Raw genomic sequence first — 18,577 nt, 5'->3', positions numbered from 1 at the left:
CGACAGGGACAGCCGCCGAGTTTACCGGCTTGCAAAAAAATCCTACGAAGTGTTGACAGGGCAAACCCCATCTGTAATATCCGACCTCTCGCAAGACACAACGTCTCGCGAAACAGCGCACCCGTAGCTCAGTTGGATAGAGTATCTGGCTACGAACCAGAGGGTCGGGCGTTCGAATCGCTCCGGGTGCGCCAGGCATGTCCCTATAGTTTAGCGGTTAGAACACCGCCCTTTCACGGCGGTAGCCGGGGTTCGATTCCCCGTGGGGACGCCAACAATACGCACCCGTAGCTCAGTTGGATAGAGTATCTGGCTACGAACCAGAGGGTCGGGCGTTCGAATCGCTCCGGGTGCGCCAGCTGTCCCTATAGTTTAGCGGTTAGAACACCGCCCTTTCACGGCGGTAGCCGGGGTTCGATTCCCCGTGGGGACGCCAGGATGCAGAAAAAAGCCTCGCATGAAAATGCGGGGCTTTTTTCATTCCCCAGCATCGCCTGCCAAGTTCCGCCATATCCCGCTGCGTCATTTGCATTGCCATTTTTCTTCGCACCGCAAAAATGACAAAGAGATATCCTGTTCTTCCCAACATCCAGACGAGAACAGGCTCCCGTGCATTCCGCGCCCATCCCCCTCCCACTCAAGCTGCTGCCCGCCCTGCTGCTGCTCGCCGCCCTGCCGACCCTGGCCGACACCCCATCCGCCGAATCGCTGGAGAGCGTGACCGTCACCGGCTCGCGCATCGCCCGCTCCGCCAAGGAAGGCCCGACCAGCGTGACGGTAATCACCGGCGCGGACATAGAAAAGCAGGGCTACACCAACGTCTACGACGCGCTGAACAATCTGACGCAGAACACCGGCTTCACCCAAGGCGCCGACTTCGGCAACACCTTCACCCCGGCCGCCAACGCCATCAGCCTGCGCGGCCTCGGCCCCAACCACACGCTGACGCTGATCAACGGCCGCCGGATGGCGGACTACCCCATCGCTTACGAAGGCCAGGTCAATTTCGTCAATCTGGCCAACATCCCGTCGGCGCTGATCGACCGCATCGAGATCCTGAATGGCGGCGCATCCGCCATTTACGGCTCGGACGCCATCGCCGGCGTGGTCAACATCATCCTGAAGAAGAAAACCGACGGCGCCTCGATCAACGTCAAGATCGGCGGCGCCGAGCATCACGGCGGCGAAAACGCGCGGCTGCAGCTGACCGGCGGCAAGAGCTGGGACCAGCTCAGCGCGATCTACGGACTGGAAATCAGCCAGCGCAACCCGATCTGGTCCCGCCAACGCGGCTTCATGTCCGACTCCACCGCCCAGGGCGAAGCGCCGTCTCCCATCCTGGCCCGGCGCATCGCCGGCGGCGGCTATCTGGACGCCGGCAGCGCCTGCGGCAACTTCTCGGGCATGTTCGCCGGCAGCGTCTCCACCGTAGGCAACAGCCAGAAGGGCTACTGCGCCAGCGGACTGCTGAAGCCGTCATACTGGACGATACAGACCGCCAATCAGAGCCAGAGCGGCTTCCTCAGCCTCAGCTATCTGGCCAATCCGCATGTCGAACTGTTCAGCGACGCGATGATTGGACTCAACCACACGGAAAACAACACCCGCGGCCCCAACTGGACCGCCGCCGCCGGCCAAGGCAACTACTTCCGGAACCAGAACACCGGCAATTACGAAATCTGGAACAAGCGCTTCGCCCCCGAAGAGCTGGGCGGGACCAGCAACTACAACCGCAAGTGGGATGATCTCGCCGCCAACCTGACGCTGGGCGCGCGCGGCGAGCTGACGGGCAGCTGGAATTACGAAGCGGCGTACAACGCATCGCTCTACACCAGCCGCGCCACCACGCCGATGCTGCTGTCCGGCGTCAACGCCTACTTTCTCGGCCCGCAGCTGGGCGCCGACGGCAGCGGCATCCCCATCTACGCGCCCAACCTCGCCCGCTTCTATCAGCCGCTGACGCCGGCCCAGGCCTCCGGACTGATCGGCGACAGCAACAGCCACAACAAATCCTGGCTGCAAGTGCTCAGCCTGAGCGCCAGCGGCGAGGCCTTCCAATTGCCGGCCGGCCCCGCCAAATTGGCGGGCCTGCTGGAATGGGGCAGCCAGGGCTTCAGCAACGATCCCGACCAGCGGCTGAATCAGGGCGTGTTCTACAACGCCAACCCCGCCATCGGCGCCAGCGGCTCCCGCTCGCGCGAGGCGGCCGGCGCCGAGTTGCTGCTGCCGCTGGCCAAGCCGCTCAACCTGACGCTGTCCGGCCGCTATGACCGCTACCAGATCACCGGCAACAACGAGGGGAAATTCACCTACGGCGCAGGCCTGGAATACCGCCCCATCGGCAGCCTGCTGCTGCGCGGCAACTACGCCACCAGCTTCCGCGCGCCGGACATGAGCTACCTGTTCCAAACCCAGACCCGCGGCTACTACTCGTCGACCACCGACTACTGGCGCTGCGCGCAATCCGGCCAACCGCTGGCCAGCTGCCAGTACGCCGGCGTCTCGCCCGGCTCCAACTACGTCAGCAACGGCAACCCCGGCCTGAAGCCGGAAAGCGGCAAGTCGTACGGCTTCGGCTTCGTCTGGTCTCCCAGCCGCGACGCCGACCTCTCGCTCGACTACTGGAACATCACGATAGACGATCTGGTCACCACCCTCAGCGCGGACAAGCTGCTGCAGGACGAGGCCCGCTGCCGCGCCGGCGGCTACGACGGCGGCTCGGCGCTGTGCCGCGACGCGCTGTCCCGCATCGTGCGCAATCCGGCCAACGCGCTGGTGGATCCTGGCGCGATCAACACCATCATCGTCAACCCGATCAACGCCGCCAGCGAACGTACCAGCGGCATCGACCTGAGCGGCAAATACCGGTTGCGCACCGCCAGACTGGGCGATTTCCTGTTCAAGGCCGCCTACACCAAGGTGCTGACCCACACCTACCAGCAATTCGCCAGCGATCCGGCCCAGAACGAATTGACCGACATGAGCAACACCGACTGGCCGGACAAGCTGGATTTCACCACCACCTGGAATATCGGCGACTGGTCGTCCACGCTGCTGCTGACCCGCTACGGCAAGATCCCGAACGGCGCCGGCACCGGCTACCTGACGCCGACCGTGCTCGCCAACCTGAGCGTGACCTACCAGGCCAGCAAGAAAACCTCGATAGGCGTGATCGTCAACAACCTGCAGGACTTCATCAAGAAAGACTATACGGGAGGCTGGCCGTACTACCCGGTGGGCAGTTACACGCCCTACGGCCGGCAGGCCTGGCTGGAACTGAACCATAAGTTCTAAGTCGGAAACGCGAACGGGATGCCAAGGCATCCCGTTTTCACGGCCCACTCCACCGATTGACAGAAACGAAAAAAGCCCCGCATTTTCATGCGAGGCTTTTTTCTGAATCCTGGCGTCCCCACGGGGAATCGAACCCCGGCTACCGCCGTGAAAGGGCGGTGTTCTAACCGCTAAACTATAGGGACAGCTGGCGCACCCGGAGCGATTCGAACGCCCGACCCTCTGGTTCGTAGCCAGATACTCTATCCAACTGAGCTACGGGTGCGTTATCTGGCGGAGAAAGAGGGATTCGAACCCTCGATACAGGTTTAAGCCCGTATGCTTCCTTAGCAGGGAAGTGCCTTCGACCACTCGGCCATTTCTCCGTTCAGAGAGCGCCATATTAATTATGGCCTCCCTCTCTGTCAAGCATCCGGCGCAAAAATATTTACGCCGCCTGATCCAGGCCGAAAGCCTTATGCAAAACGCGAACGGCCAGCTCCAGGTACTTCTCGTCCACCAGCACCGACACCTTGATTTCCGAGGTGGAAATCATCTGGATGTTGATGCCCTCTTCCGCCAGTGTGCGGAACATGGTGGAGGCGATGCCGCAGTGCGACCGCATGCCGACGCCCACGATGGAGATCTTGGCCACCTTGTCGTCGGCGTCGATCTTGGCGGCGCCGATATGGGTCTGTACTTCGCGCAGGATGGTCAGCGCGCGGTTGAACTCGCCGCGCGGCACCGTGAACGAGAAGTCGGTGGTGCCGTTCTCGCCGACATTCTGGATGATCATGTCGACTTCGATGTTGGCGTCGGCAATCGGGCCCAGGATCTGGTAGGCGATGCCCGGCTTGTCCGGCACTCCCTTGACATTGATGCGGGCCTCGTTGCGATCGAACGCGATGCCTGCCACTACCGCCTTTTCCATGCTTTCATCTTCCTCAAACGTAATCAGGGTGCCCTCGCCTTCGTCCTCGAAGCTGGAGAGCACGCGCAAGCGTACCTTGTACTTGCCGGCGAATTCCACCGAGCGGATCTGCAATACCTTGGAACCGAGCGACGCCATCTCGATCATTTCTTCGAAGGTCACGGTCTTCAGGCGGCGCGCCTCGGGCACCACGCGCGGATCGGTGGTGTAGACGCCGTCGACGTCGGTGTAGATCTGGCACTCGTCGGCTTTCAGCGCGGCGGCCAGCGCCACGGCCGAGGTGTCGGAGCCGCCGCGGCCCAGCGTGGTGATGCTGCCCTCCTCGTCCACGCCCTGGAAGCCGGCGACGATGACCACGCGGCCTTCCTTCAGGTCGCCGCGCATCGCTTCGTCGTCTATCGACTGGATGCGCGCCTTGGTATGCGCCTGGTCGGTCACCACTTTCACCTGCCAGCCGCAATAGCTCTTGGCCGGCACGCCGATTTCCTTCAACGCCATCGCCAGCAGGCCGATGGTGACTTGTTCGCCGGTGGAGACCACCACGTCCAGCTCGCGCGGATCGGGATAGTCCTGAATCTCCTTGGCCAAAGCGATCAGGCGATTGGTTTCGCCGCTCATCGCGGATACCACCACCACCACATCATGCCCCTGAGCCTTCCACTTGGCGACGCGGCGGGCCACATTCTTGATGCGCTCGGTTGTCCCGACCGAGGTGCCGCCGTACTTCTGTACGATGAGTGCCATACGTGCTTCTTGTATTGAGAAAGGTTGAAATATCGAACTTCGATTCTGACCACAGAATGTCGATAAATGCAAGGCGGAATTGGGCGCCGCATCCCGCCTCCGCCGGTTTAAGACAATTGACTGCCTGTTTGCATCCCCACAGCGCAGCGGCTACAAACAGTAGGAAGAATACGCACCGATCGACGAGACCCTTGCATGATCGCCCCTGTTCAACCCTGGCGCTGGATCCGGCTGCAAATCGGCCTGGCCGTCAACGGGGGAATCCAATACACGCTGCTGATCAACCACCCCCTGTTCTGGCCCGCACTGGGCCTGACCTCGCTGCTGATCGCGCTGCTGCTGCTGTGGCCCGTCCCCGCCATCGCCGCCCCTCACCCCGCCCCCTCCGGCGGCGGCGACGAGAGCTACTGGCGCGACTATGCCAGCCACGTCTACGCGCTGCTGCCGCTGTGGGCCGGGCATATCGCGCTCAGCCGCGAACAGATAGACGAGGCCGCCAGCCACCTGACCCAGCGTTTCGACGGCATGCTGCGCCTGCTGGGCCACCAGCCGGACCAGGAAAACGGCCCCTACCCGATCGACTCCGCCGAAACCCGCATGAGCGACACGCTGGACGCGCTGCAGCAGCCCGCCGGCTTGCAACGCAAGCTTTCCGCCGAACTGCAGCAACTGCGCCAGTCCAGCCTGCAGCTCGACGCGCTGGCACAGGCTGGCGGCGACTCGCCCCACACTGGGCAGATCGCCGAGCAGGCGCGCTCGCTGGCGCAGCGGCTGCAGGCCTTGGACCAGGAGATCGGCGCCAGCTGCCACGCCTGCAAGCTGGGCGCGCCCGCCGACATTCCCGGCTTCGACCTGGCGGCCACCGTGGAAGACGTCCTGACCCATCTCCAGTTCCAGGACCGGGTCAGCCAGATCCTGTCCCATGTGCAGAACGACATCTGGCAGCTGGAGGCCTCGCTGCACGAGGCCCTGAACTGCGACGGCGAATTGCCGCCGCCGCCGGACACCGACGCCTGGCTGTCCGCGCTGAAGAACAGCTATACCACGCACGAGCAACGCGCGCTCCACGGCCGGGAAGGCAACGACAAGGCGCCGGGGCCGAGCGATATCACTTTTTTCTGAATGACGGGGTAGTCGCAGATGGGCAAAACCATATTGATCGTCGACGACTCGACCACCTTGCGACAGGTGGTGCGCATGACGCTGGCCGGCGCCGGCTACGAGGTGCTGGAAGCCGGCAACGGCAAGGAGGCGCTGGACATACTGGACGGCCGCAAGATCCACCTGATCATCTCGGACGTCAACATGCCGCAGATGGACGGCCTCGCCTTGCTGAAGAACATCAAGCAGCTGCCGCACTACAAGTTCACGCCGGTGATCATGCTGACGACGGAGTCGGCGGAGGACAAGAAGCGCGAAGGCAAGGAGGCCGGCGCCAAGGCCTGGGTGGTCAAGCCCTTCCAGCCGCCGGTGCTGCTGACCGCGGTGTCCAAGCTGATCCTGCCCTGAGCCGGCGCAACCTCCCAGGAGCGGACATGGCGCTTTCCATCATCGCCGGCCACGAGCAGACCATCTACCAGGCCGCCCAATGGCGGGCCGAGCTGGACGCCGCCCTGCGAAGCGGCGAGGACATTCTGCTGGACTTGTCCGCGATCGAGGAGATCGACTGCGCCGGCGCCCAGGTGCTGCTGTGGCTGCAGCGGGAAGGCGCCAGGCTGGAGAGGCGGGTTGAGTTGCTGTCTCCCAGCCGCGCGCTGGGAGCGTTCCTGCTGCTGATGGGCATGGAAGACGAACTGGCATTCACGCGCGGCGGGGGCGGCGATGGATCTTGAACAGGCGTTGCAGACCTTTCTGGAGGAGTCCCGCGAACTGCTGGACGAGATGGAAAGCATCCTGCTGGACGTGGAAGCCGAACAGACCAGCGCGGAGCAGCTGAACGCGCTGTTCCGGACCATGCACACCATCAAGGGTTCGGCCGGCTTGTTCGGCCTGGACGCCATCGTCCGCTTCACCCACCAGGCGGAAAACCTGCTCGACCAGCTGCGAGACGGCAAGCTCAAGCTGGACGACGAGCTGGTCGGCCTGCTGCTGCGTTGCCACGACCACGTCAAGATGCTGATCCAGGCGCTGGCCGCGGGGGACCCGCTGGAGGCGCTGCGCGACGAGCCGCTGGAAGCGGCGCTGCTCGCCTACCTGGCGGCGCCCCAGCAGGCCATGCCGCCGCCCCGAGAGGAAGCCCCCGCCGCCGCCGCGCTCCGGACGGAGCGCTGGCTGCTGTCGCTGCGCTTCGGCCCAGACGTGCTGCGCAACGGCCTCGACCCCTCGTCCTTCATCCGCTACCTGTCGACGCTGGGCACGGTGGAGCGGATCCGCGCGATCGCTTGCCGCCTGCCTCGCGGCGGCGACTTCGACGCCGAAACCAACTACCTGCGCTTCGAGCTGCTGTATCGCTCGGACATCGGCGCGCAGGCGCTGCACGAAGTCTTCGAATTCGTCCGCGAGGACAGCGAGCTGTTCATCCTGCCGCTGCAAGCCGCCGCCGTCAGCCTGCGCGAGGCTTGCGCCACCGCGGAGCCGGACGAGGCGCAGGAGGTGGCGCTGGCGTGGCGGCAGTTCGGCGCGCCGGATCCTTCGTCTGGGCCGGAGAACGCCCCGGCCGCCGCAAGCGACCCAGCGCCCGGCAGCCCGCCGCCGCCGGCCGAGGCCGACGCTCCCGGCCCCGCGCAGCCGCCGCCGCGGCAAGCCGACGCCGAGCCTCATCCGGAAATCCATGCCGCGGCAGGCGAGACCCGCGGCGGGCGCGGCGGCGAAAGCCGCTTCATCAAGGTGGAGGCCGGCAAGCTGGACAGCCTGATCAATCTGATAGGCGAATTGGTGATCGCCGGCGCGTCGGCCAACCTGATCGCGCGCCGTTCGCAGCAGACCCAGCTGGTGGAGGCGACGCTTGGCATCGCCAACCTGATCGAGCAGATCCGCACCGGCACGCTATCGATGCGCATGGTGCAGATAGGCGAGATCTTCCACCGTTTCCCGCGCGTGGTGCGCGACGTCTCGCGCGAGCTGGGCAAGGAAATCCAGTTGCGCATCGTCGGCGCGGAAACCGAGCTGGACAAGTCGATGGTGGAAAAACTGGGCGATCCGCTGCTGCACATCGTGCGCAACGCCATCGACCACGGCATCGAGCCCACCGCCGTCCGCCAGGCGAACGGCAAGCCGGCCCAGGGCAATCTCTGGCTCAACGCCTACCACGAATCCGGCAGCGTGGTGATCGAGGTGGCCGACGACGGCGGCGGCCTCGACCGCGAGCGCATCCTGGCCAAGGCGCGCGAGCGCGGCCTGCTGGGCCCCGACGACGAGCCGCCGGACAGCGTGGTGTTCCAGCAGATCTTCGAAGCCGGCTTCTCCACCGCCGAGCAGGTGACCAACCTGTCCGGCCGCGGCGTCGGCATGGACGTGGTCAGGCGCGGCATCGAACAGCTGCACGGCAACGTCGAGATCGACAGCGAGGCCGGCCTGGGCACCACCTTCCGCATCCGGCTGCCGCTGACGCTGGCCATCATCGACGGCTTCCTGGTCGAGGTGGCCGCCTCCACCTTCGTGCTGCCGCTGGAAGCCGTGATCGAATGCATAGAGCTGCCTGCCGACTTGCCGGAAAACGGCGTGCACGATTGCATCAACCTGCGCGGCGAGCTGCTGCCGCTGCTGCGCCTCGACCACTTTTTCGAGCTCCCCCCCGTGCCCGCCGTCCGCCGCAACGTGGTGGTGGTGCAATACGGCGACCGCAAGGCGGGCCTGGTGGTGGATGCGCTGCAGGGCGAGTTCCAGACCGTGATCAAGCCGCTGGGCGCGCTGTTCAACACGCTGAAGGCGATCAGCGGCTCCACCATCCTGGGCACCGGCGAAGTCGCGCTGATCCTGGACGTGCCCTCGCTGATCCAGCATGCCTGCCGCCGGGAATCGGAGCGCTTCGCGCTGCCGCCGCGCGCCGACGCCTCCCCCCGCCCCGGTTCGCCCCTACAAGGAAGCACGCCATGACCGCCCTCGCCCGGATGCGCATTCAAACCAAGCAGGCGCTGGGCTACGGCGCCATCATCGTCCTGTTGCTGCTGTGCGTGGCCGCCGCCCTCCATGGCTTTTCCAGCACCAGCGGCATCATCCACGACATCACCCAGATCAACAATGTCGAAGCCCGCCTGGCCCACCAGTTGCTGGAGCAGAACCAGCAGATCCGCATCGACATCCGCAACGGACTGCTGACCGCCAGCCCCGAAGAAGCCTCGCGCGTCGCGCAGGCCTTTCAAGATTCGCTGCGCCGCTATCAGGACACCGAACAGCAGCTGGCGCAGATGTTCCAGCGCGAGTCCAGCACACAGCCCCGCGAGCGGGAACTGATGACCGCCATCCAGAACGGCAGCCGCATCGTCCATCAAGACTACCTGCAGGCGTTGGCGCTGATCTCCAGGCAGCAAGGCAAGCAGGCGGCGCAGTTGCTGACCGGCAAAGGCGGACAGCTGAACGAAACCATCTCGGCGCTCGCCGCCTACGAGGACAAGCTGAACGAAGATCTCGCCCGCCAGGGAGAGGACACCTATGCCGACAGCCGCAACCGCCTGCTGCTGCTGGCCGGCGTGGCGCTGCTGGCCAGCGTGGCGATAGGCCTGCTGATCCGCCGCGACCTGCTGCGCACGCTGGGCGGCGAGCCGCAACAAGTGGCCGAACTGATGCGCCAGGTGGCAAACGGCAACCTGCAATGCCAGATCGCGCTGCGCGCCGGCGACCAAAGCAGCCTGGCCGCGTCCATCATGCAGACGATACAGACGCTGGGCGCCATCCTGGGCGAGGTGAGGAACGGTTCGGAAAGCCTGTCCGTCGCGGCCCAGCACATCCACTCCACGTCGCAGATGCTGGCGCAGTCGGCCAGCCAGCAGGCGTCCGGGCTGGAGGAAACCTCGGCCTCGGTGCAACAGATGTCCAACTCGATCAACCAGACCAACGATAACGCCCGCCTGACCGAGAGCATGGCGGAAAAAGCGTCCGGCGAGGCCGCCGAAGGCGGCCAGGCGGTGCAGCAGACCATCCGGGCGATGCGGGAGATCGCCGACAAGATCAGCATCGTCGACGACATCGCCTATCAGACCAATCTGCTGGCGCTCAACGCCGCGATCGAGGCCGCGCGCGCCGGCGAACACGGCAAGGGCTTCGCCGTGGTGGCCGCCGAAGTGCGCAAGCTGGCCGAGCGCAGCCAGGTGGCGGCGCAGGAAATCAGCGCGCTGGCACGCAGCAGCGTGGAGCTGGTGGACGGCGCCGGCAGCCTGCTGGAGGAAATCGTCCGTTCCAGCCGGCGCACCTCGGACCTGGTGCAGGAAATCGCCGCCGCCTCCAAGGAGCAGGCCGGCGGCGTCGGCCAGATCAGCCTGGCGGTGCAGCAACTGAATCAGACTACCCAGCAGAACGCGAGCGCCAGCGAGGAGCTGGCCGCCACCGCGGAAGAAATGAACCGCCAGGCGGAAAACCTGCACGACCTGATCGGCTTTTTCCATCTGGGCTCGCTGCATGCGGCCTCGCCCGCGCCCGCCGCCGTCCACAGGCCGCAAGCGGCCCTGCCCGCGGCGGCCGACCATCACGGCTTCATGCAGTTCTGACCCGGCAGGAGCGACACAGACATGGCCGCACTCAATATTCTCCGCCGCAGCGAGGCCGCTCCGGAACCAGGCGCCCAGGCCGAGGTACGGCAGTTCCTGACTTTCCAGCTGGCCGGCGAAACCTTCGCCATCGGCATCCTGCGGATACGGGAAATCCTGGAATACATCAAACCCACCTCCGTGCCGCTGATGCCGCCCTTCATCCGCGGCGTGATGAACCTGCGCGGCGCGGTGGTGCCGGTGATAGACCTGTCGCTGCGCTTCGGCCGCGACGAAACCGCGATCAACCGGCGCACCTGCATCGTCATCATCGAAGTGGAGCACGACGAGCAGTGGCAGCTGATCGGCGTGCTGGTGGACACCGTGCACGAGGTGCTGGCCATTCCGGACAGCGAGATCGAACCCCCGCCTCAGTTCGGCAGCAAGATACGCGTGGACTTCATTTCCGGCATGGCCAGGATAGACAACCGCTTCGTCGTGATGCTGGACGTGGACAAGGTGCTGTCGGTCGGCGAAATGTCGCTGCTGTCCGGACTGAGCCGCCAGGAAGAGGCGCAGGAAGAATGACGCCGCCCAACCGTCCGAAACGGAAACCGAGATGAAAACATTCACCGTCCGCCGGCAATTCGTCCTGCTGGCCGCCTGCGCGCTGCTGGGACTGGGAGGACTGACCCTCACCGCCTGGCAGGGCCTGCGCACCGTGATGATCAACGGCGCGATGTACCACCAGATGGTGATCGGCAAGGACTTCATCAACGACCTGGATCCCCCTACCCAGCAGCTGATCTCCAGCTTCCTGCTGGTCAACCAGCTGCGCAACACCAACGATGCGTCGATGCGCCAGCAACTGGCGAACCAGCTGCAGAAACAGCGCGCCGTGTTCTACGACGGCCAGCGGAAATGGGGCAACAGCGAGTTGCCCCAGGCGATGCGCGACATGCTGACGCAGAAAGTGAAGCCGCCGGCGGACGCCTTCTTCCAGGAAATCGACAGCCACTACCTGCCGGCGCTGGAGGCCCACGACCAGCTGGCGATCAACCAATCGTTCGACCGCCTGTCCGCGCAATACGATCTCAACGATCAGGCGATGCAACCCCTGATCGCCAAGACCATGGAGATGCAGAAGCAGATGGAAGGCGAGGCGCAGCGCATCACTTCGCAGACCTTCGCCGCCGTGGCCGCGGTCAGCGCCTTGGTGCTGCTGCTGCTGGTCGGCTCGCTGGTCCTGATCTACCGCCAGTTGATCCGCGGCCTGGGCGGAGAACCCCACGAGGTGGCCCGGATCACCGGCGAAGTGGCCGCCGGCCGGCTGGACGTCGAGATGCCGCCCGCGCCGCCGGGCAGCCTGTCCGACTCGGTGCAGCAGATGTGCCGGCAGCTGCTGGCCATCATCGCCGAGGTGAAGAACAGCTCGGACGGCATCGCCTGCGCCGCGCAGCAGATCAGTTCCACCGCGATGGCGCTGTCGCAGGGCGCCAGCACCTCGGCCGCCGGCCTGCAGCAAAGCTCGGCCTCGATCGAGCAGGTATCGGCGTCCATCACCCAGACCAGCGACAACTCCCGCACCACCGAAGCCATCGCGGAGAAGGCCTCCGACGAGGCCACCCAGGGCGGCGAGGCGGTGCAGCAGACGGTGACGGCGATGCGGCAGATCGCCGAGAAGATAAGCATCATCGACGACATCGCCTATCAGACCAATCTGCTGGCGCTGAACGCCGCCATCGAGGCCGCCCGCGCCGGCAAGCACGGCGCCGGCTTCGCCGTGGTGGCGGCCGAGGTCCGCAAGCTGGCCGAGCGCAGCCAGGTGGCGGCCCAGGAGATCGGCGAGCTGGCGGAGCGCAGCGTCACCGTCTCCGAGCAGGCCGGCCGGCTGCTGAAGGAAATCGTGCGCTCCAGCGGCCGCACCGCCGACCTGGTACAGGAAATCGCCGCCGCCACCCGGGAACAGGCCGGCGGCATCGGCCAGATCAGCCACGCGGTCCAGCACCTGAACCACTCGACCCAGCAGAATGCCGCCGCCAGTGAGGAATTGGCGTCCACCGCCGAGGAAATGAGCCACCAGGCAGAAAGGCTGCAGCAGGCGATGGCCTTTTTCAGGCTGGGCGCGGAAGCCGCGCGCGCATCGCCCCCGCCCGCGCCGCCCAAACCCGTGGCGCCCGGCGGGGCCATCCGGGCCGCGTCCGAGCCGGACGAACTGGAGGACATGTTCCGCTTCTGACAACGCGCTGTACTAGATTGAAACCATGACGACACCGACGGCCACCAGGCCGCGCACCAGGAAGGCCAGCACCATGCCGCATACTCCGCCGGCGTACCCGGCGGCTTCCGCCGATCATCGCCCCCCCTCCTCCCCGCCTGCCGAGCCGGCGGGCGAGGCGGTATTCCTTCATCCCGGCGACTGGCACTTCGGCGACAGCCAGACCCGCATCCGCACGCTGCTGGGCTCCTGCGTGTCGATCACCCTGTGGCACCCGCAAGCCAAGGTGGGCGGCATGTGCCACTACCTGCTGGCCCAGCGCACGCCCCATCGCGGCGAATCGCTGTCCGGCCGTTACGGCGACGAGGCGATGCTGCTGCTGTTGCGCGAAATCCTGGACACCGGCCTGCCGCTGCAGGAATTCCAGGCCAGGCTGATAGGCGGCGCCTCGATGCTGCTGAGCCGGGAACGCAAGCTCAGCCACGACGTGCCCTCGCGCAACATCCAGCAGGCGCGGCTGATGGTGAAGCAGCTCGGCCTGAAGCTGCTGGCCGAGGACCTGGGCGGCAACTGCCCGCGCATGGTGCTGTTCGATGTCGCCAGCGGCAACGTCTGGATCAAGCAATCGCAAGAAGCCGAGCTGGAGCAGGCTCCCCATACGAGGACGCGCAAATGAGCATCAAGGTTCTGATCGTCGACGACTCCGCCGTGGTCCGGCAGGTGTTGAGCCAGGTCTTCACCGCCGCCAGCGGCATCGAGGTGATGGATGTCGCCAACGACCCCTATATGGCGATGGACAAGATGAAGGCGCGCTGGCCGGACGTGATCGTGCTGGACGTGGAAATGCCGCGGATGGACGGCATCACCTTCCTCAAGCAGCTGATGGCCAGCCGGCCGACGCCGGTGGTGATCTGCTCGTCGCTGACGCAGAAAGGCACCGACATCAGCATGCAGGCGATGGCGGCCGGCGCGGTGGAGGTGATCGCCAAGCCGGTGTCCGGCGTCAAAGGCTTTCTCGAAGAGAGCTCGCACGAACTGGTGATGGCGGTGCGCAGCGCCGCCGCCGCGCGGATGAACCGGGTGCGGGTGATGCCGTCCGCCAGCGGAAATCCGCTGGAGACGCGGCCCAAGCTGTCGGCCGACGCCATCCTGTCCGCGCCGACCGGCAGCAATGTGTTCGCCACCACCGAGCGCATCATCGCCATCGGCACCTCCACCGGCGGCACCCAGGCGCTGGAGGCGGTGCTGACCCAGCTGCCCCGCACCTGTCCCGGCCTGGCCATCGTCCAGCACATGCCGGAAAAATTCACCCGCTCCTTCGCCGACCGGCTGAACAGCCTGTCGCAGATAGAGGTGAAGGAAGCCGACAACGGCGACCGCATCCTGCCCGGCCGCGCGCTGATCGCCCCCGGCGGCAAGCACATGATGGTCAAGCGCAGCGGCGCCTACTACCAGGTGGAAGTCGTGGACGGACCGTTGGTCAGCCGCCACAAGCCATCGGTGGACGTGCTGTTCCGCTCCGCCGCCAAGTTCGCCGGCAAGAACGCGCTGGGCATCATCATGACCGGCATGGGCGACGACGGCGCCAAGGGGCTGAAGGAAATGCACGACTGCGGCGCCAAGACCATCGCCCAGGACGAAGAGAGCTGCGTGGTGTTCGGCATGCCCAAGGAAGCGATCAAGCTGGGCGCGGCCGACGAGGTGATGCCGCTGGAACTGATAGCCAAGGCCATCTGCCGCTGAACCTCACGGACCCTGCCGAATGGACATCCACGACATCCTGGTCATCGACGACAGCCGCCTGCAGCGACAGCATGCGATGGATCTGTGCCGCCAGTTGGGCATCGCCAGCGTGCGGGAGGCGCCGGACGGCGAACGCGGCCTGACCCTGATGCGGGTGCAGATGCCCGACCTCCTGCTGCTGGACCTGGAAATGCCCAAGCAGGACGGCGTGCAGGTGATGCAGGAGATGGCCCGCGCCGGCCTTTCCTCCCCCGTAATCATCACCTCGGGCAAGGACTATCTGCTGATCTCCACCGTGGAACTGATGGGCCGGGAGCTCGGCTTGCCGGTGCTGGGCTGCCTGCAGAAGCCGCTGCAGCTGCCCGCCCTGCTCGACCTGATGCACCGGGTATGGACGCCCGCCGAGCGGCCCGACGACGCGCCGCTGGCGGCGGATGAGGTCCGCGTCGCGCTGGAAAAAGGCCAGATCATCCCCTACTACCAGCCCAAGGTGAACCTGGCCGACGGCAGGGTCAAGGGCGCCGAGATGCTGGCGCGCTGGCAGCACCCGGACCTGGGGTTGATTCCGCCCAGCCGCTTCATCCCGGTGATAGAAGACAACGGCTGGGCCACCGAGCTGACCATGCTGATGCTGCGCCAGGGCCTAACCCAATGGCAGGAATGGGCGCGGCATGGCCTGCGCCTGCCGCTGTCGGTCAACCTGTCCGCGCTGTCGCTGCGCGGCGACGAACTGGTGGACGAGATAGAATGCTATGTGCGCGGCAGCCACGTGCCGGCGCGCTTCATCATCTTCGAGGTGACGGAAACCGCCATCGTCGACAACCTGGCGCAGGCGATAGGCTGCGCGGTCCGATTGCGGCTGGCGGGACTGGGCCTGTCCATCGACGATTTCGGCACCGGTTTCGCCACCCTGCAGCAGCTGACCCGCTTTCCCTTCACCGAATTGAAAATCGACCAATCGCTGGTCACCGGCATCTCCGACAAGCCCCACCTGCAGGCCGTGTTCAACAGCATCATCGAAATGGCGCGCCGGCTGCAGCTGGCCACTGTCGCCGAAGGCATAGAAACGGCCGAAGACTACCAGTTGATGGCCGAGCGCGGCTGCCAGCTGGGCCAGGGTTATTACTTCGCCCGCCCGCTGCCCGCCGCCGCCTTCCTGGAATGGACGCGGCAGCCGCCGGTGCTGCCCACCGCCGGCGCCGCGAGCTGAGCGCCGCTCAGCACGACCACAGCGGCGGTTCGTCCATCAGCGCGATCTGCTCGCGCAGGGCCAGTATCTGCTCCTCCCAGTAGCGCGGCGCGCCAAACCAGGGGAAGGCCGCCGGAAAGGCCGGATCGTGCCAACGCCGCGCCAGCCAGGCGCTGTAATGCAGCAGACGCAGCGTGCGCAAGGCCTCCAGCAGATTCAGCTCGCGCAGGTCGAATTCGCAGAAATCCTCGTAGCCGGCCAGCACTTCGCCCAACTGGCGCGATTGCTCGGCCCGCTCTCCGGACAGCAGCATCCACAAGTCCTGCACCGCCGGCCCCATCCGGCTGTCGTCGAAATCGACGAAATGCGGCCCGGCGTCGGTCCACAGCAGATTGCCGACATGGCAATCGCCGTGCAGCCTGAGCTGCGCCACCGGGCCGGCGCGCTCGAAGCAGCGCGCCACGCCTTGCAGCGCCTGTTCGGCCACGCCGCGGTAGACCGCCTCCAGCTCAGGCGGCAGCCAGCCTCCGCCCAGCACGAAATCGACCGGCTCCCGGCCAAAGCTTTGCATGTCCAGCGTCGGCCGGTGGCGATAGCCCTCGGTCCGGCCCAAGGCGTGGATGCGGCCGAGAAAGCGGCCGACCCATTGCAGCGTCTCGTCCCGGTCCAGTTCCGGCACGCGGCCGCCGCGCCGCTCGAACAGCGCGAAACGGAAGCCGCCATGGCCATGCAGCGTGCGGCCGCCGAAAGCCAGCGGCGGCACCGCGGGAATCTCGCGCTCGGCCAGTTGCAGCGAGAACGCGTGCTCCTCCAGGATGGCTGCGTCGCTCCAGCGCGCCGGACGGTAGAACTTGGCCACCAGCGGCGCCGCGTCGTCCAGGCCCACCTGGTAGACGCGGTTTTCATAGCTGTTGAGCGCCAGCAGGCTGCCGCTAGCGCGCAGGCCCAGGCTTTCCACGGCGTCGAGAATGGCGTCCGGCGTCAGGCCGGCGAATGGGGGAGTATGTGCGTTGTCCATCCGCGGATTATAGCGGCAGTCGCCGGCGAGCCGAGGGCTTTCGGCAGCGGCGCGCGCGCCGGTCTGCTAATTTCAAAGAGAGAAATCCAAGCGCGGAGCCAAGCCATGAAACTGTTTCACCCGCTCCACGATTTTCATCCGGATGGCGCCATGCTCAGGCATGGCTCCGAGCGCTGGGCCGACATCACCTTGCGCGGCTGGCTGCTGTTGTTCGACCGCGCGGCCCGGAAGCAGGCCTGGCGCGACGCCCGCCGGCTGGAAAAATGGCGGCTGCTGGGCTGGCTGGCCTGCTGGCTGAGCGGCAGCCTGGTGCTGCTGTCGCTGGCCTATCTGCTTTACCTGGCCTCCCGCTATTTCTAGCGCCGGATTGCTTGGCACCCGGATTTCCCATATCAACGAAATGGTCTCTGCATCTCGTTATCGTTTTCATTATCATTTACTTTATAAATCAAAATTTAATGACCGATAGCAAAAACGATGCGAAAATAGAAAGATGATCAGCCGAACCGAATCATGATGAGCCACCACCACACGCCTCTCAGCGACGAGACCGACAGCGCCGAACGCCGGCAGGCCGCGCGCCGCAGCACGCTGGTCAGCGTCGCCGTCAACATCGTGCTGTCCACGCTGCAGATCGTGGCCGGCGCGTGGTCGCACTCGTCGGCGCTGATCGCCGACGGCGTGCACTCCTTGTCCGACCTGTTCGCCGACTTCGTGGTCCTGCTGGCCGGACGCCACAGCGGCAAGGAGCCGGACGACGATCACCATTACGGCCATCAGCGCTACGAAAACGCCGCGTCGCTGGTTCTCGGGCTGCTGCTGCTGGCGGTCGGCGGCGGCATGCTGTACTCGGCGGCAGCCAAGTTCCTGCATCCTGAAGACATTCCTTCGGTGCACTCGCTGGCATTGTGGATCGCCGCGCTGGCGCTGCTGGCCAAGGAGACGCTGTTCCGCTACATGCTGGCGGTAGCGCAGCGCGTGCGCTCCAGCATGCTGGTGGCCAACGCCTGGCACGCGCGCTCCGACGCGGCTTCCTCGCTGGTGGTCGCCGCCGGCGTGGCCGGCAACCTGATGGGCTATCCGATACTGGATCCGGTGGCGGCGCTGGTGGTCGGCCTGCTGGTGGGCAAGATGGGCTGGCGCTTCGCCTGGGACGCGCTGCACGACCTGATGGACCGCGCCGCCAGCGAAGAGGACATCGCCGCCATCCGCGACACGCTGCTGGCCACGCCCGGCATCGTCGGCATCCACGATCTGCGCACCCGCAAGATGGGCGACCTGATCCTGGTGGACGTGCATCTGGAAGTGGACGGCCTCATCAATGTCTACCAGGCGCACGAGATCACCGAGCATGCCCGCGGCCGGGTGCTCAGCGCGCTGCCGGTGCTGGACGTGATGACCCACATCGACCCGGCGGGGCAGGAAGAGCCGCGCCGCCTGCGCCGCGCCGTCTGAGCCGCCTCTCCCGGGCCGCGGCCCAGCCAATGATCATCAGGACAGTCTTTCCGGCAACTTTTTCGCCGCCGGTATGGTCTATCCCCTCCATGATCCCATCCGTTTTCCCCGCCTGGCGCCGCGGCCTGCCGGCGCTGCTGATGCTCAGCCTGATCTGGCAGTTCGAAACCTACGCCGTCAACCACGCGCCGGCGGCGCCGGCGCAGCCGGCCGCCACAACGGTCTGGAACGAGTCCTGGCCGGCCGACACGCCCTTCCTGCTGGTGCAGGAAGTCCGCGCGCAGTTCCGCCGCGCCGACGCCAAGCGCGACGCCGGCACCCCAGTGCGCGACATCGCCGCGCTGCCGTCGCGTCCCGACGACGCGGCAGGCTGAGCGCCGGACGC

16 protein-coding genes and 7 tRNA genes are annotated in these 18,577 nt (G+C 66.0%); 18 read left to right on the top strand and 5 right to left on the bottom strand.

What is annotated here, in order from left to right:
- Positions 1-117: 117 nt before the first annotated feature.
- From CV_RS05020 to CV_RS05000, 5 genes are all read left to right on the top strand, one after another.
- Positions 118-194: transfer RNA gene (locus CV_RS05020), tRNA-Arg, on the top strand.
- A gap of 5 nt (positions 195-199) precedes the next feature.
- Positions 200-274, top strand: a tRNA-Glu gene (locus tag CV_RS05015).
- A gap of 7 nt (positions 275-281) precedes the next feature.
- Positions 282-358 (top strand) — tRNA-Arg (locus CV_RS05010).
- Between the two features lie 3 nt (positions 359-361).
- Positions 362-436: transfer RNA gene (locus tag CV_RS05005), tRNA-Glu, on the top strand.
- A gap of 173 nt (positions 437-609) precedes the next feature.
- A complete protein-coding gene (locus CV_RS05000; RefSeq protein ID WP_011134574.1) occupies positions 610-3,294 on the top strand; it encodes a TonB-dependent receptor plug domain-containing protein in 2,685 nt (894 codons plus the stop codon).
- Positions 3,295-3,404: 110 nt separating this feature from the next.
- On the opposite strand, the gene CV_RS04995 is transcribed toward CV_RS05000, so the two are convergent.
- The 4 genes from CV_RS04995 to CV_RS04980 form a co-directional block, all read right to left on the bottom strand.
- Positions 3,405-3,479, bottom strand: a tRNA-Glu gene (locus tag CV_RS04995).
- A gap of 3 nt (positions 3,480-3,482) precedes the next feature.
- Positions 3,483-3,559 (bottom strand) — tRNA-Arg (locus CV_RS04990).
- 6 nt (positions 3,560-3,565) lie between these two features.
- Positions 3,566-3,659 (bottom strand) — tRNA-Ser (locus CV_RS04985).
- 62 nt (positions 3,660-3,721) lie between these two features.
- Entirely contained in the window at positions 3,722-4,948 is a 1,227-nt protein-coding gene (locus tag CV_RS04980) for an aspartate kinase (protein WP_011134573.1), read from the bottom strand.
- Between the two features lie 195 nt (positions 4,949-5,143).
- Here CV_RS04980 and CV_RS04975 point away from each other — a divergent pair, with 195 nt between their 5' ends.
- Genes CV_RS04975 through CV_RS04930 form a run of 10 tightly spaced genes read left to right on the top strand, consistent with a single transcriptional unit; the run spans position 5,144 to position 15,740 of the window.
- A complete protein-coding gene (locus tag CV_RS04975; RefSeq protein ID WP_011134572.1) occupies positions 5,144-6,070 on the top strand; it encodes a hypothetical protein in 927 nt (308 codons plus the stop codon).
- Between the two features lie 18 nt (positions 6,071-6,088).
- Positions 6,089-6,457 (top strand): response regulator, encoded by a 369-nt coding sequence (locus CV_RS04970; protein ID WP_011134571.1) that lies wholly within the window; start codon positions 6,089-6,091, stop codon positions 6,455-6,457.
- A gap of 26 nt (positions 6,458-6,483) precedes the next feature.
- The gene (locus tag CV_RS04965; RefSeq protein ID WP_011134570.1) at positions 6,484-6,780 is read left to right on the top strand and encodes an STAS domain-containing protein; all 297 of its coding nucleotides are present in this window, start codon (positions 6,484-6,486) and stop codon (positions 6,778-6,780) included.
- Positions 6,770-8,983: a chemotaxis protein CheA gene (locus CV_RS04960; RefSeq protein ID WP_011134569.1), complete on the top strand. Its 2,214-nt coding sequence runs from the start codon at positions 6,770-6,772 to the stop codon at positions 8,981-8,983. The genes CV_RS04965 and CV_RS04960 overlap by 11 nt, the downstream gene beginning before the upstream one ends.
- Positions 8,980-10,590: a methyl-accepting chemotaxis protein gene (locus CV_RS04955; protein WP_011134568.1), complete on the top strand. Its 1,611-nt coding sequence runs from the start codon at positions 8,980-8,982 to the stop codon at positions 10,588-10,590. The genes CV_RS04960 and CV_RS04955 overlap by 4 nt, the downstream gene beginning before the upstream one ends.
- A gap of 21 nt (positions 10,591-10,611) precedes the next feature.
- On the top strand, positions 10,612-11,157 hold the full coding sequence (locus CV_RS04950; RefSeq protein WP_011134567.1) for a chemotaxis protein CheW: 546 nt from the start codon (positions 10,612-10,614) through the stop codon (positions 11,155-11,157).
- Positions 11,158-11,188: 31 nt separating this feature from the next.
- Complete coding sequence (locus CV_RS23765; protein ID WP_011134566.1) at positions 11,189-12,808, top strand: methyl-accepting chemotaxis protein; 1,620 nt, start codon at positions 11,189-11,191, stop codon at positions 12,806-12,808.
- A gap of 25 nt (positions 12,809-12,833) precedes the next feature.
- Positions 12,834-13,463 (top strand): chemotaxis protein CheD, encoded by a 630-nt coding sequence (locus CV_RS04940; RefSeq protein WP_227590071.1) that lies wholly within the window; start codon positions 12,834-12,836, stop codon positions 13,461-13,463.
- Positions 13,460-14,530, top strand: coding sequence for a protein-glutamate methylesterase/protein-glutamine glutaminase (locus tag CV_RS04935; protein ID WP_011134564.1), 1,071 nt, complete (start codon positions 13,460-13,462; stop codon positions 14,528-14,530). The genes CV_RS04940 and CV_RS04935 overlap by 4 nt, the downstream gene beginning before the upstream one ends.
- A 19-nt stretch (positions 14,531-14,549) precedes the next feature.
- The gene (locus tag CV_RS04930; RefSeq protein WP_011134563.1) at positions 14,550-15,740 is read left to right on the top strand and encodes an EAL domain-containing response regulator; all 1,191 of its coding nucleotides are present in this window, start codon (positions 14,550-14,552) and stop codon (positions 15,738-15,740) included.
- A gap of 7 nt (positions 15,741-15,747) precedes the next feature.
- Here the strand turns inward: CV_RS04930 and CV_RS04925 are convergent, their stop codons facing one another.
- A complete protein-coding gene (locus CV_RS04925; protein WP_011134562.1) occupies positions 15,748-16,737 on the bottom strand; it encodes a serine/threonine protein kinase in 990 nt (329 codons plus the stop codon).
- A gap of 105 nt (positions 16,738-16,842) precedes the next feature.
- On the opposite strand from CV_RS04925, the gene CV_RS04920 reads away from it, so the two are divergent.
- The 3 genes from CV_RS04920 to CV_RS04910 all read left to right on the top strand — a co-directional run bounded on the left by CV_RS04920 (position 16,843) and on the right by CV_RS04910 (position 18,566).
- Positions 16,843-17,097, top strand: a complete 255-nt coding sequence (locus tag CV_RS04920; protein ID WP_011134561.1) for a hypothetical protein — start codon at positions 16,843-16,845, stop codon at positions 17,095-17,097.
- A 153-nt stretch (positions 17,098-17,250) separates the two neighbouring features.
- On the top strand, positions 17,251-18,192 hold the full coding sequence (locus CV_RS04915) for a cation diffusion facilitator family transporter (protein ID WP_011134560.1): 942 nt from the start codon (positions 17,251-17,253) through the stop codon (positions 18,190-18,192).
- Positions 18,193-18,281: 89 nt separating this feature from the next.
- Entirely contained in the window at positions 18,282-18,566 is a 285-nt protein-coding gene (locus CV_RS04910) for a hypothetical protein (RefSeq protein ID WP_011134559.1), read from the top strand.
- Positions 18,567-18,577 lie beyond the last annotated feature (11 nt).

The sequence above is a fragment of the Chromobacterium violaceum ATCC 12472 genome (assembly GCF_000007705.1).
GTDB lineage: Bacteria > Pseudomonadota > Gammaproteobacteria > Burkholderiales > Chromobacteriaceae > Chromobacterium > Chromobacterium violaceum.
The sequence above is the reverse complement of the archived record's forward strand: the minus strand, read 5'-3'. Positions and strand labels throughout refer to the sequence as shown.